Consider the following 12,886-nt stretch of genomic DNA (forward strand, 5'->3'; position numbering starts at 1 on the left):
CGAAGGCGCGGAGTGGTGACCATCGCACACTTAAGACTGGCTACATTCCGCTCAACGTAGCCCGTCCTGATTCTCCAGAACGCTCTGGACTTCGCCATTGCAAGCATCGCCCTGCCTTGGCGATCCGCATCCACAATCTACACAACACCAGAAACGAGTAGCACAAGGCTACATCCAAATAGCCTGCGCTACAACATTGCGGAACCGCTGCAGCGTAGCGTCACCCACAGAATCAAGCTGTTTGAGTTGATACTCAGAGGCATTCGCCAACTGACCAACGGTGACAATGCCCGCCTCACGCAGCACAGCTATCTTCTGAGAAGTCAGCCCATACGGGTAAGCCCTTGACTTCGCCAACTTCTCAACCGGCTCATTAAATATCAAAAGATCCGCATCCTCGGCAAGCAACGGAAGCTCGATTGAAGAAAGCTTCGAGCCACGCACATGATAACCAATAGGTTCCTCACGCTCATGCCATCGCTCAAATATTTCCGACGTAAGCCTCGAACCAGGAACCTGCTCAAGCAGATTGCAAAGGTTCAGCACAAATCGCGTCCCACGCCCCCCAGACTTCATCGCCCGCGAAGCTTCGCGACGAGACACAAATCCAACATACTCGAGAATCTCAAAAGGCTTTGACAACCGCGAAATAATATCCCGATGCACCAAAACACTACGGCGCCCCTTTGCCCCGCTCTCCTGAAAAATTGCCTCAGCAATCTCCCTAGACGGATCCACCATGGGCACATATTTCCCAAGTTTCGGCGCAACCTCCTCAAACAACGGCCAGTAATAATTCGTCGCCAGTCGCAACATCGTATCGCCAAGTGCCTTAAGGCCGACACTTTCACCGCTCAAATTATCAATCACATCATTACACGCAAAAACAAACCCCCTCATGTTCCCAACAACACTCTGAGCAAGAAACCCTGCAACCCTATCCAAACTGAGAGGCGGAGCGAATTCACACCGAGCCAAATTAGGCCATCTCGCACGAATAATTTCGGCAAAAAGCTGACCAAACTCAGGCTGCTCCTCATTTCGAATAACATCAACAACCGTGGCATCATTATACACATCGAACCGATTGCCGAACTGAGTAACTCCCGGATAAATTGTCGCCTTACAAGAAACCGTACTGCTCGCAAGCGTGCGAAAAATATCAAAGAAATCCGCGAGCGACGCCTCACGCCCAATATGGGCGGCATCATCAAAGAAAAGAACGATTCGCCTGCCCAACTGGCTCGAAAGATTCGCAACAGCCTGCTGAACAGCAGCAATCGTCACACTGGGCGAAAAATCGATGCCCCCGCCAACAAGACTCTCTTGAATCTTCCGAACAAGCAGTTCACAAAACAATCGCTCATAGTCCGCCCCGGACGTGCGCAACAGCGGAAGATGACGCAGACTCAAATAGACACCAAACGCCGGCGAGTCCGGCATCGACAATCTATGCGCAGCCGCAAGCATTAAAGCGCTTTTACCACTCCCTCGACCACCTTGAAGCAACACTGGCCCGTGCGAAATCAGCTTCGAGATCACCCGCTCATCGTTTCTTGAAAAACGATGCACCTCAAAGAAGGAGTCGGGTTCGCATTCTTCCGCCGCCAAAATGAGTTCGCTGCTGTCCATTATTGCCCTCCCACCCCATCAAGGTTGGCCCCTTGCTGCATTTGCTCCAACGCCGCGAGGACCTCGTCGGTTCCCACACAAAACGCGACGTGATCGCACATATTAAAAACAGACGAAATCACTGCGGTTATTTCAAGCACGCGCTGAAGCAGCTCAAACACTGTTTCGCGCGTAAAGAAGTTCTGCGAGGGAATCACAAGTTCGTGATGAACCCCCTTTGAGCACTCACTAAACGCGTTACCAAAACGAGTCCTCATACTAGCAACAAAGTTTTCTGGCTGTACGCGCCGCAGTGTGCGCACCCACTCTCCGCCCCTCTCCTCCGGCACACTATCGAGAAATCGTTCGAATGCAGGCTGCCAAAACACATGATCTTGATAGTCGCCCAAGAGCGCCCGAGTCATTCCAGCAAAATCGCGCTCACCGGTCCATAGTTTGTCAATTTTCTCCTCCGCCATTACGTCGCCAGTCCACTGGATGGCAGCACGCGTTCGGCGGTGTTTTGAGTAACTAGACTGCAATTGAATCTTGCGCAGCGTAAGAACCCGAAAAGGGTCTAGTCGAGCGATAAGCGCAGTTAACGCTACTTCCATGATACTGCGGCCAAGAAATGGACCGTACAGCACAGCACGCCGAGTTGCACTAGCATCAGTCTCAGCACCAAGCGCATCAACTTCATCAACGAGGTTTTCAAGAGAACTGCCTAAGTGACCAACAATCTCTGCCAAAGGGGATTCTCTCGCGGGTAGGCCACATGCCAGTCCGCGCAGCTTGCGAAGAGTAGGTTTTTCTGACGAGGGCATACGACCAGTATGCGATGCGCCTCAACCAAGAACCAGTACTTTGCATCAATGACCTACGGACTCAGGTCCTTAAGACTTTGCGGTGCCCCGTATCACATCTGCACGCGTGACTTTCGCCTATGCACAAAGAACTGTTCTCCTTGCTAGTTGGCATAGTGCTGGCAACCCCGCCTAGACCCGGCATGCCCCCATTCTCTCAAAGGTGCCTCAGTGCGCCGGGCTTCCTCGCGGCAAACATCGCCCCTCCAAGTCCTCAGGACTATTTCCAGATTCACCTGGGTGAAGTCGGTGGCAGGCGCGACAACACCATGACTAGCTAAACGTTCGCGTCCGCTAAAATCTGGCTAACCATCACCGTCCTTACGCGGCATGAGGGTCCTGTCATCAGGACTTTTTTGACAGGGTCCATCGCCGGACCGTCCCCGCTATAGCAGCCCTGTGCTCTCGTACACTAGAGAGGCCCCCCTTCACTCCGGCATACACACCCCCCACTTTTCGGTGTATCCCTGGCTCCCCCCAACGGGCTTCCCCCCGGCCCGGCCCTCCAGGAGCGCAGCCATGCACCACAGCCGACTCAGCACGTTCGTCCTCGACTGCAAGGTCGAGGACATCGACGCCGCCGCGCGGTTCTGGAGCGCGGCGCTGGGGCGGGCGGTGAAGCCGGCGGATCCGGACTCGCCCTCGTACCGCGAGCTGGAGGCGTCGGACGCGGAGCCCTCGCTGCTCCTCCAGCAGGTGAGCCACGAGAGCAGAATCCACCTGGACATCGAGTCGGACGACCTGGACGCGGAGCTGGAGCGGCTGGAGGCGCTGGGCGCGAAGCGCATCGCCTACGTGAAGCGCTGGTGGGTGATGGAGGCCCCCACCGGGCAGCGCTTCTGCATCGTCCGTCCGCAGCGCGGGCCTCTGGAAGGCCGCGCCAACGTGTGGGACGGCGAGGGCCGCTGAGAGAAGCGCCCTACCCCTGCGCCGGGCCCAGCGCGGCCTGGAGCAGGTCCAGAAGCCCCGGCCACGCCTCCGCGGACAGCCACAGCCCCTCCGGAGCGTGCGCCGCGGTCATCTTGAGCGAAGAGGACTCGAAGAGGCGGGCCGCCAGCGCGCCTTCCTTCGGCAGCTTTCCCTCCACCCGGAGCACCTGTCCGTCCCAGGCCAGCTCCGGCGGCAGCAGCCTGCGCGCCAGGGCCTGGAGCGCGGCCTTCCCGGCGCCCGTGCGCAGCGCGCCCATGAGCAGCGACGACGCGCCGGGGGACTCCTCCAGCTCCACCCGGCCCGGCGTGGAGAGCCACAGCGTGTAGCGCCCCTGCGCCAGCTCCACGCGCTGGGGGGTCGTCTCCACCCGCAGCTTCCAGCCCCGCACGTCCAGCCGCAGGTCGTACACGGCGGGGCCGCTGTCCCAGGAGCGCAGCGTCAAGCCCTTCACGTTGCGCAGCACGCCGCGCGACAGCGCCTCCACCCGCGCGTGGGACAGGCGCACCCGCCGGCCGGCGACGTCCACCGCCACCTCCCGGGCCAGCCCCTCCGGCAGGGCCGTGGCCCACGCGAGCGCCCCGTCCAGCATTCCCATCCACGACTGCCCCGCCATCGCGCGTCACTCCCGTGGGGCCCCTCCCGCCGCGGGGGGGCGCCCGTCGGGTGCACAATGGGGGACGCGGGCTCCCCGTGCAAAGCCTCCGCGCGGTGCTACGGTGCGCCCCGTGCCCCAGAGCGAGTCCCTGTCAGAGCGGGTGGAGCGGTTGGAGCTGCCCTTCAACGAATACGGTGTCGACCCGTACGGCATCTCGAAGAAGCACCTGAAGCTGGCGCTGGAGTTCTTCGCCTTCCTCTACCGGAACTACTTCCGGGTGCGCTGCACCGGCGTGCAACACATCCCCAAGACGGGCCGGGGCATGCTGGTGGGCAACCACTCCGGCGGCGTCGCGGTGGACGGGATGATGGTGCTCACCTCCACGATGCTGGAGATGGATCCGCCCCGGCTCGCCCAGGGCATGGTGGAGCGCTTCATCCACAAGTTCCCCGTGGCCTCGCTGTGGGCCAGCCGCACCGGCCAGTTCACCGGCCTGCCCGAGCACGCGGTGCGCCTCCTGGAGGACGACCGGCTCCTCATGATTTTTCCGGAAGGGGCCCGCGGCACCGCGAAGCTCTACCCGGACCGCTACTCGCTGGTGGACTTCGGCACGGGCTTCATCCGGCTGGCGCTCCAGACGCGCTCGCCCATCATCCCCTTCGCCTTCCTGGGCGGCGGCGCGGCCATCCCCACCATCACCAACGCGTACGCGTTAGGGAAGCTGATGGGCATGCCGTACATCCCGCTGACGCCGTACCTGCTGCCCATCCCGCTGCCGGTGGGTCTTGAGATCCACTACGGCGAGCCGCTCGTCTTCGAGGGCACGGGCGACGAGGAGGACCACGTCATCCAGGGCTACGTGGATCAGGTGAAGGCCCGCATCCAGCGGCTCATCGAAGACAACCGCGCCGAGCGCAACCTGCGCCGGACCCGGAGGCTGTTGCCATGAGGGTGTTGATTCCAGGCATCGCCGGCGGCATCGCACGCAGGCTGGCGCTGCGGCTGCGCGAGGGCGGCCACGAGGTCGCGGGCATCGACATCCGTCCGTGGCGGGACGCGCCCAAGGACATCCAGGTGCACCCGGTGGATGTCCGCAAGCGCGCCGCCGAGGACGTCTTCCGCCGCTGGAAGCCGGAGGCGGTGGTGCACATGGCCACGGTGACGGCGTTCACCGTGCCCGGCGGCGAGCGCGGCCGCATCAACCTGGATGGCACCAAGGCGCTGTTCGACCACTGCGCGACGCACGGCGTGAAGCAGGTGCTCTTCGTGGGCCGGCACACGTTCTACGGCGCGGCGCCGGACTCGCCCCTGTACCACTCCGAGGACGAACCCCCGCGCGCGCTGGAGGCCATCCCGGAATTGGCGGACCTGGTGGCCGCGGACCTGTACGCGGCGACGGCGCTGTGGCGCATGCCGGACGTCACCACCGCGGTGCTGCGGCTCGTGTACACGCTGGGCACGCCGGGCACGGGCACGCTCGCGAACCTGCTGCGCGGCAAGCGCGTGCCCATGGTGCTGGGCTACGACCCGCTCTTCCACGTGCTCCAGGAGGAAGACGTGGTGACGGCGCTGCAACTGGCGCTGGAGAAGAAGGTGCGCGGCATCTTCAACGTCGCGGGGCCCGCGCCGGTGCCGCTGTCGGTCATCATCCGGGGCACGGGCCGCACGCCGGTGCCGCTGCCCTCGCCGGTGCTGTCCATGCTGCTGGGCCGCGCGGGCTTCCCCCGGCTGTCGGTGGGGGCCACGGACCACCTGAGGTACCCCATCGTGGTGGACAACAAGCGCTTCCTGGAGGCCACGGGCTTCCAGTACGCCTACGACGAGGGCCGCATCCTGCGCGCCTACGCGGACGCGCTGCCGGTGGACCGGACGGGCCATGGTGGCTGAGAGCGTGGGCGCGTCTCCCGCCGCCTCGCCGGGCCTGCTGCGCCGGGTGGAGGCGGTGGTGTTCCTCACCGTGTTCCTGGACCTGGTGGGCTTCGGCATCGTCATCCCGATGCTGCCCTTCTACGTGCAGTCCATGGGCGGCTCGGCGCGCACGGTGGGCATCCTGCTGGGGTGTTTCAGCTTCACGCAGCTCCTGGCCACGCCGCTGCTCGGGCGGTACTCGGACCGGCACGGGCGCAGGTCCGTCATCCTGCTGAGCCTGCTGGCGAACGCGGTGGCGATGGCGCTGTTCGCGCTGGCCAGCTACCGGCTGATGCTGCCGCTCCTGTTCGCCTCGCGCATCCTCGCCGGGGCGACGTCCGGCAACATCGCCGCGTGTCAGGCGGCGCTCGCGGACGTGACGACGAAAGAGACGCGCGCGAGGGCCATGGGCCGCATCGGCGCGGGCATCGGCCTGGGCATGGTGCTGGGGCCCACGCTGGGCGGATTGTTTTCAGGCCTGGGCCCCTGGGTGCCACCGCTGCTCGCGGGAGGGCTGGCGCTGGTGGGCTTCGTGGGCGCGCTCGTCGCGATGCCGGAGACGCACCCGGTGGAGAAGCGCGTGGCGGCGAAATCCCAGTCGCGCTGGTCCGCGATGCAGGACCCGTCCCGGCGCAAGGCATTGGGGATGGTGCTGGGGTTGTTCTTCGCCGTCTTCCTGTCCATGACCACACTGCAGGTGGCGTTCGCGCTGCTGGTGCAGGCGCGGCTGGGCTGGGGCTCCAAGGAAGTGGGCTACACGTTCGCGGTGGTGGGCGGGCTGGGCATGGTCATCCAGGGCGGGCTCATTGGTCCGCTGTCGCGCGCGGCGGGTGAGTTCCGGCTGCTCATCACCGGCGCGCTGCTCATGGCGTCCGGCATGGCGCTGCTCGCGGTGGCGTATCAGGCGGTGCCGATGATGGCCGCCGTGGTGCTGGTGGGCGTGGGCACGGGCTTCTTGCAGCCGTTGATTTCCAGCCAGGCCTCGCAGGTCGCCCCGCCGTCGCAGCAGGGCGCCGTGCTGGGTCTGGCGCAGTCGTGCGGCGGACTGGCCCGCACGGTGGGTCCGGTGGCGAGCGGCTGGATGTATGCGTCCTGGAGCACCCAGGCCCCGTTCCTGACGGGCATGGTCTCCGCGCTCGCGGCGGCGGGGTTGAGCGTGTTGCTCCGTCGGGAAACCCGCGACGACGCGGGACGCTAAAGCCTTTCAGACCCACCCGGGTCCCTTCCTTCCCGGAATGCCATACCTCCTTTGGGGGGCTTGTCTTCACCCGACCCGGGGGAGCAGGCTTTTCTTCACGAGGGGCGGTGAAGGCATCCCCCTCGCGGGGGGTTGTGCTTGCCATTGGCGGGAGAGGTCGCGCTGCTGGATGCGTTGGACCGCCAGGCCCGGCGCCGGGCGGAGGGCATCGCGACCCTGAGCGTGCTGGAGGGACCGGAGACCCTGGGGGGGAGCCTCTGGAACCAGTGGGCCGCGAGGCACGGTCAGGGGGTGGTGGAGGTCTCCGGGGAGGACCCGCATGCGGCGGCGCTCGGCTGGGCTCGGGCGCTGGCGGCGACCCGGGACCTGGGGGCGGACGCGGAGGCGCTGGCGACGTTCAGCCTGACGGCGGCGAATCCCAGACACACGCCGGTGTTCCGGGGAAAGACAGCGCATGAGCGGCGCGTGTTGTTGGACGCGGTGCCGCCGCCCGCGATGTTGCCGGAAGCCACCTGGGCGCTGTGCCGGGAGCTGGTGATTCACCGGGAGGCGGCGGAGCCCGGGGCATTGCCAGACGCGGTGCGCACGGCGCTCCAGAAGAACCCGGGCACGGGGCTGCGCGCGCTGCATGCGCTGGTGCCGCCCGGGAAGGCGCCGGTGGCGCGGGTGGCCGCGGGGCCCGCGCCCTCGTGCCCGGGGCTCACGCTGGCGGCGAAGTTGAGCAGCGCGGTGCCGTCGCTCGCGGTGGCGTGCGTGGTGTCCAGCGAGGCGCTGGAGGCGTTCCTGGCGGGCGGGGAGACGCGGCTGAAGGCGCTGGTGCGCGAGGGCGTGCTGACGGTGCCGGAGCCGGCGTCGGCGGCAGTGGGGGCGGTGGCGAAACTCGAGGAACTGGAGCGGCAGGGAGCCTCCGAGACGCGACGAGCGCAGGCAGCCGAGGTGGCGCTGGCGGCGCATACCGGCGCGAGCAACCTGTCCGAGGACAGGGTCCGGAGCACCTACGAGGCCTATCTCCGCGACCGGCTCGCGGAGCACCCGACCACGGCAGGCGTCTTCAAGCTCAATGCCCCTGTCGACACAGGAGGACCTCGCCCGTGGGTGGTGGACTTCCTGAGCCGGGAGCTGCGGCTCGCGGTGGAGCTCGACGGCTACTACCACTTCAGTGACCGGGACCGGTTCCGGCGCGACCGGCGCAAGGACCTGGATCTGCAACGCGCTGGCTACTGGGTCTACCGCATCCACGGAGACGACCTGGTGCCCCGGCTCGAAGAAATCCTCCAGACCCTCAACACCCTGATCGATGCCCGCAGGCGTGAGCTTGCAGAGCGGGAGCGCTGACATGAATACCGACACCTCCGATAGCCGGCTTCAAGGCCTTGCCCTCGCATGGCTGGCGACACGCACTGAGAAGAAGCCGGGAACACGCAACGACCTGGCGAAGACGCTGCATGGCTTCGTGGAGCACCGCTGGAGCCGGGGAGAGTGGAACGAGCGGTTCGACTCCCTGATGGAGCAACTCCTGGGCGCGGGGCTCGTGCAGAAGCGGTCCCGCACCGCGCTGGTGCTGACCGCGCAGGGACGCCAGCAGGCCTTGACGTTCCTGCGGGTGGATTCCCCCAAGGGCCTCACCTGGAAGCGGGTGCGGCAGCAATACCTGCTCGCGAAGGACCTGGGCCTACCGACCTCCAAGGCGGCGCTGGGACGGCTATCGAACGCGGATGGCATGCGGGCCCTGCTGCTCAAGCGCACGCATCAGGTCGAGGGCCCTGAGTTCCCGACGCTGGCCCAGGTCCGGGACCGGCTGATGTGGCGGAAGCTGGGCGTGGAAACGAATGAGAAATTCACCCTGCGAGCCATCCAGGCCCACCTGCTGGGCAAGCTGCTGGAGCAGGAGGTCAGCGATCCGAAGCGCGGCGTGGAGCAACTGGCGGCACGCGCGGTGGGGGCCTCCCGGGTGGACGCGGAGGCCTTGCGACTGGCGACCCTGCGGAAGTGGGTGCTGCAGGAGCAGGCGCCGGAGACCGCGAAGAAGTCCGTCCAGACGGTTCCCGTCGAAGTCCCACGGGAGACACCGCCGTCGGACCCCGCATCCTTCGCGAAGAACGTCCTGCGCGTCGCGAGGGCCCTGCCCACCGGACGCTTCGGGGACGACAAGGTCTTCATCTCGCACGTCTGGAAGGCGATGCAGCCTGGATGGACCCGCCGGGAGGACTTCGACTCGGCGCTGCTCGAGGCCAATCGCAAGCGCCATCTGACGCTGACCCGCGCGGACCTCGTGTCGGTGATGAACCCGGCCGACGTGGCGGAGTCCGAGGTCCGCTTCTACGGCGCCACCTTCCACTTCGTCGTCGTCTAGTCCGCCTCCGAAAGAGCCTCCATGCCCACCGACGCGCGTCTTCAAGCATTCCTGGCTGATGGCCCCGAGGTCTTCGCCAGCGTCCAGCAGGCCCAGTCGTTCTGGAAGCCAGACCCCTTCGACGTCGAGTCCATCAACGTTCCCGCACGCCAGGCCTTCGAGCGGCTCGTGAAGCGCGCCACGCGGAACCCCGACTCCGGCAAGCTGTTCCTCCTCAAAGGCGAATCCGGCAGCGGAAAAACCCACCTGGTCCGCGCCTTCCGCCACGGCGTGCACTCCCGGAAGCGGGGATACGTCGGCTACCTCCCCATGACGGTGGATGCCGCCAACTACGACCGGTACATCCTGTCGAACCTCATCGACACGCTGGACCGCACGTACGACGTGACCGTGGACGAGGACGACACGGGGCTGACCCGCCTGTCCAACGCGCTCATGAAGTACTGCAAGAGCGCGTTCGAGCCGCTCATCCACGACGAAGGCATCCTGGAGGAGCACGAGCTTCACGACATGATCCGCTCACTGGCGGATGAGCTTCATGAGAACCCGCTCTTCCGCCACGTTGACGTCCAGCTCCTGCGCGCCCTCATCTACCTGCAACGCCGGGAGGCCAAGTACCACCACCGGGTCCTGCAGTGGCTGCGCTGCGAGGACATGGTTCCCGCCGACCGACAGGTCCTCGGCGACATCGTGCCGCGCACCGCGGACAACGACCCCATGCGCATGCTTACCCATCTGGGAAGGCTCATGGGGGCGATGGAGCAGGCGCTGGTCCTCTGCGTGGACCAGGTCGAGGACATCAGCGATTTCGAGAAGAACCCCGGCATGGAGACGTCGTTCCGGCGTGCCATCAACAGCCTGGCCGCTTTCGCGGGCAACGTTCCCTCGGCGGTCATCGTCGTCTGCTGCCTGTCTGACTTCTGGACGGAAATGAGCAAGCAACTCACGCGGGCGATGCTCGACCGCATCGAGAACGACCCCGCGCCCGTCACCCTGGACCATCTGCTCACGGAGCAGACCGCGCAGGACATGGTCGCCCAGCGGATGCGCGTGCTCCTCAGCCATCACGGGCTTGAAGTGGACCCCGGGGATCCGACCTATCCGATTCCTCGCCCCGACCTCGAGCGGTTCAGCGGCCTGCGAGTGCGGGATGCGCTCAATGCCTGTCGTCGCTTCCAGGAGCAGGCCTGCCAGGACGGAAAGCTGCCTCGACATCTCCTCCTTCCCGGAGAGGACAAGAAGAAGAAGGACGGCGAGGAGCTCAAGCTGGTCCAGCAGGCCACCATGGACCAGAAGTGGACCGACTTCCGGGCGAAGTTCAACGGCGCCATCCCTGAAGAGGATGCGGAGATCGTCTCCCTGCTGGCCTGGGCCATCGAGGCAGGAGGTGACGAACTGGGGGCAACGGATCAATTCAAGGTCAAGCCGCGCACGGAGGCGTCCATCGACGTCGTCCTCCCGACCCATGCCCAGGGACTGTTCGTGGCGCTCTGCAATCGCTCGCCCCGAGGTGGCGGGCTCGGCCGTCAGATGGCCGAAGCTCTCCGGTCCGCGGCTCGCAAGCTGCCGGTCATCCTCCGCACCGCGGAGTTCCCCGGCAATCCCAACGGGCTCGTCGCGGAGCAGGTGGGCGCACTCTTGCGAAGGGGCGGCAGGCGAGCCGTGGTGAGCAACAGCGACCTGCGAGAAGTCGTGGCCCTGCAGTCCTTCCGGAAGGAGCATCCGGAGGCAGCGTTCCGCGAATGGAGCCGGTCGGCGCGCCCCCTCACCCGTCTGAAAGTGATCTCGGACGTGCTCGCGCTCGAGAAGCTCCCTCCCTCCCCCCCGCCTGCCCGTGAGCCCCCTCACGCCGCTGACTCCCCCGGGAAGGCGGCTGCCCCGGCCATCCTGAAACCAGCCCAGGGCGAGCGCCGCACCGCGCAGCTTGAGAGTGCGCGACGCACGGACGCCCCCGTGGAGACGGGGTCGGCCGGGGTGCGTGATTCGCAGGACGAGGTCGAACTGGAAGGACGGCGCATCCAGTCCATCAGCGAGCCGCTGGTGAGCAAGGGCCCGGGAAGGACCCGGACGCCCACGGAAGTGCAGCAGCAGAAGACCTCCAGCGACACGAAGCCGGGCGCGCTGCGGATCGGCGAGTCCGAAGGGGTCTTCACCAATCCGGTCTTCCTGCAGACGGAGGAACTGACGAAGCACAGCGCGTTCCTCGGCGGCTCCGGCAGTGGCAAGACGACGCTCGCGTTGAACCTCATCGAGCAACTGCTCCTGCAGGGCATCCCCGCGCTGCTGGTGGACCGCAAGGGCGACCTTGCCGCGTACGCGCGTGACGAGGCCTGGGAGGAGGAGCTGAAGGACCCCGCGATGGAGCAGCGCCGGCGTCTGCTGCGAGAGCGCGTGGACGTGGCCCTCTACACGCCGGGACGCACCGACGGCCGGGCGCTCGCGATTCCGGTGGTTCCTCAAGGGCTGGAAGCACTGCCGCCCGAGGAGCGCGAGCAGAGCGTGCAGCAGGCCGCGGACGCCATCTCTAGCATGCTCGAGTACCGCAACAGCGCCAGGGACAAGGCCGCGAAGGCGTTGCTTGCGCAGGCCCTGCGGCTGCTCGTGGAACGGCCCATCGGGCAGGAGCTGAGCCTCGACCTGGTGCAGAAGTTCATCGCGTCCGAGGACATCACCCTCGTCCAGGAGACCAGCGGCATCGACCTCAAGGTGTTCCCGAAGCTCGCCCAGGATCTGGCGACGCTGCGGCTCAACGCGCGGAACCTCCTGGCCGCCCAGGGCGAGAAGCTGAACATGGAGGAGCTGCTCGGGTTGGGGAGCGCGAAGGTGCCGGGCAAGACGCGGCTGAGCATCATCAGCACCAAGTTCCTGGGTGGAACGCAGGGCGCGCTCTTCTGGGTGTCGCAGCTGCTCGTGGAGGCCAATCGCTGGGCCAGCCAGCACCCCTCCTCCAAGCTGCAGGCGGTCCTGATGTTCGACGAGGCGGACATGTACCTGCCGGCCGTGGGCATCCCCGCGACCAAGCAGCCCATGGAGAACCTGCTCAAGCGCGCGCGCTCGGCGGGCATCGGCGTGATGCTCGCGACCCAGAGCCCCGGCGACTTCGACTACAAGTGCCGGGAGAACGTGCGCAGCTGGTTCATTGGCCGCGTGCGGGAGGACCGGGCGCTCGGAAAGCTCCGGCCCATGTTCTCGGATGCGCGCGTGGATCCGGCCACGCGTCTTCCGGCGCAGAAGATGGGCCAGTTCCACGTCCTGCGCGACGGCCAGGTGGAGCAGCTCAAGGCGGACCGGAACATCATCAAGACGGACCAGCTCTCCGAGGACGAAATCCTCCAGCTCGCGCGCCGCTCCCGCGAACAGGGCTCCTGACGTCCGCTCCACGGCCGCCCCCTTCCCCGCTGGCTTCAGGGCCCGCGGGCAGGGCGGCG

At 66.0% G+C, this 12,886-nt stretch carries 10 protein-coding genes; 7 read left to right on the forward strand and 3 right to left on the reverse strand.

Going from position 1 to position 12,886, the window contains the following annotated elements:
* Positions 1-168: 168 nt before the first annotated feature.
* Positions 169-1,632, reverse strand: a complete 1,464-nt coding sequence (locus JYK02_RS13560; protein ID WP_207051343.1) for an ATP-binding protein — start codon at positions 1,630-1,632, stop codon at positions 169-171.
* Complete coding sequence (locus JYK02_RS13565) at positions 1,632-2,360, reverse strand: hypothetical protein (RefSeq protein ID WP_207051344.1); 729 nt, start codon at positions 2,358-2,360, stop codon at positions 1,632-1,634. Before JYK02_RS13565 ends, JYK02_RS13560 begins: the two co-directional genes overlap by 1 nt.
* 633 nt (positions 2,361-2,993) lie before the next feature.
* Between JYK02_RS13565 and JYK02_RS13570 the strand changes: the two genes are divergently transcribed.
* Positions 2,994-3,383, forward strand: coding sequence for a VOC family protein (locus JYK02_RS13570; protein ID WP_207051345.1), 390 nt, complete (start codon positions 2,994-2,996; stop codon positions 3,381-3,383).
* A gap of 10 nt (positions 3,384-3,393) precedes the next feature.
* Here JYK02_RS13570 and JYK02_RS13575 read toward each other — a convergent pair whose 3' ends face one another.
* Positions 3,394-4,017 carry a hypothetical protein gene (locus tag JYK02_RS13575; RefSeq protein WP_207051346.1) on the reverse strand — a complete coding sequence of 208 codons (624 nt, stop codon included), beginning with the start codon at positions 4,015-4,017 and terminating at the stop codon, positions 3,394-3,396.
* A gap of 103 nt (positions 4,018-4,120) precedes the next feature.
* Here JYK02_RS13575 and JYK02_RS13580 point away from each other — a divergent pair, with 103 nt between their 5' ends.
* From JYK02_RS13580 to JYK02_RS13605, 6 genes are all read left to right on the forward strand, one after another.
* Positions 4,121-4,948 (forward strand): lysophospholipid acyltransferase family protein, encoded by an 828-nt coding sequence (locus JYK02_RS13580; protein WP_431603478.1) that lies wholly within the window; start codon positions 4,121-4,123, stop codon positions 4,946-4,948.
* Complete coding sequence (locus tag JYK02_RS13585) at positions 4,945-5,886, forward strand: SDR family oxidoreductase (protein WP_207051348.1); 942 nt, start codon at positions 4,945-4,947, stop codon at positions 5,884-5,886. Before JYK02_RS13580 ends, JYK02_RS13585 begins: the two co-directional genes overlap by 4 nt.
* Positions 5,876-7,105, forward strand: coding sequence for an MFS transporter (locus JYK02_RS13590; protein ID WP_207051349.1), 1,230 nt, complete (start codon positions 5,876-5,878; stop codon positions 7,103-7,105). The genes JYK02_RS13585 and JYK02_RS13590 overlap by 11 nt, the downstream gene beginning before the upstream one ends.
* A 138-nt stretch (positions 7,106-7,243) precedes the next feature.
* Positions 7,244-8,440, forward strand: a complete 1,197-nt coding sequence (locus JYK02_RS13595) for a DUF559 domain-containing protein (protein WP_207051350.1) — start codon at positions 7,244-7,246, stop codon at positions 8,438-8,440.
* 1 nt (position 8,441) lies between these two features.
* Positions 8,442-9,458 (forward strand): hypothetical protein, encoded by a 1,017-nt coding sequence (locus tag JYK02_RS13600; protein ID WP_207051351.1) that lies wholly within the window; start codon positions 8,442-8,444, stop codon positions 9,456-9,458.
* A 21-nt stretch (positions 9,459-9,479) separates the two neighbouring features.
* Positions 9,480-12,827, forward strand: coding sequence for an ATP-binding protein (locus JYK02_RS13605; RefSeq protein WP_207051352.1), 3,348 nt, complete (start codon positions 9,480-9,482; stop codon positions 12,825-12,827).
* Positions 12,828-12,886: the final 59 nt, after the last annotated feature.

This window comes from Corallococcus macrosporus (genome assembly GCF_017302985.1).
GTDB lineage: Bacteria > Myxococcota > Myxococcia > Myxococcales > Myxococcaceae > Corallococcus > Corallococcus macrosporus_A.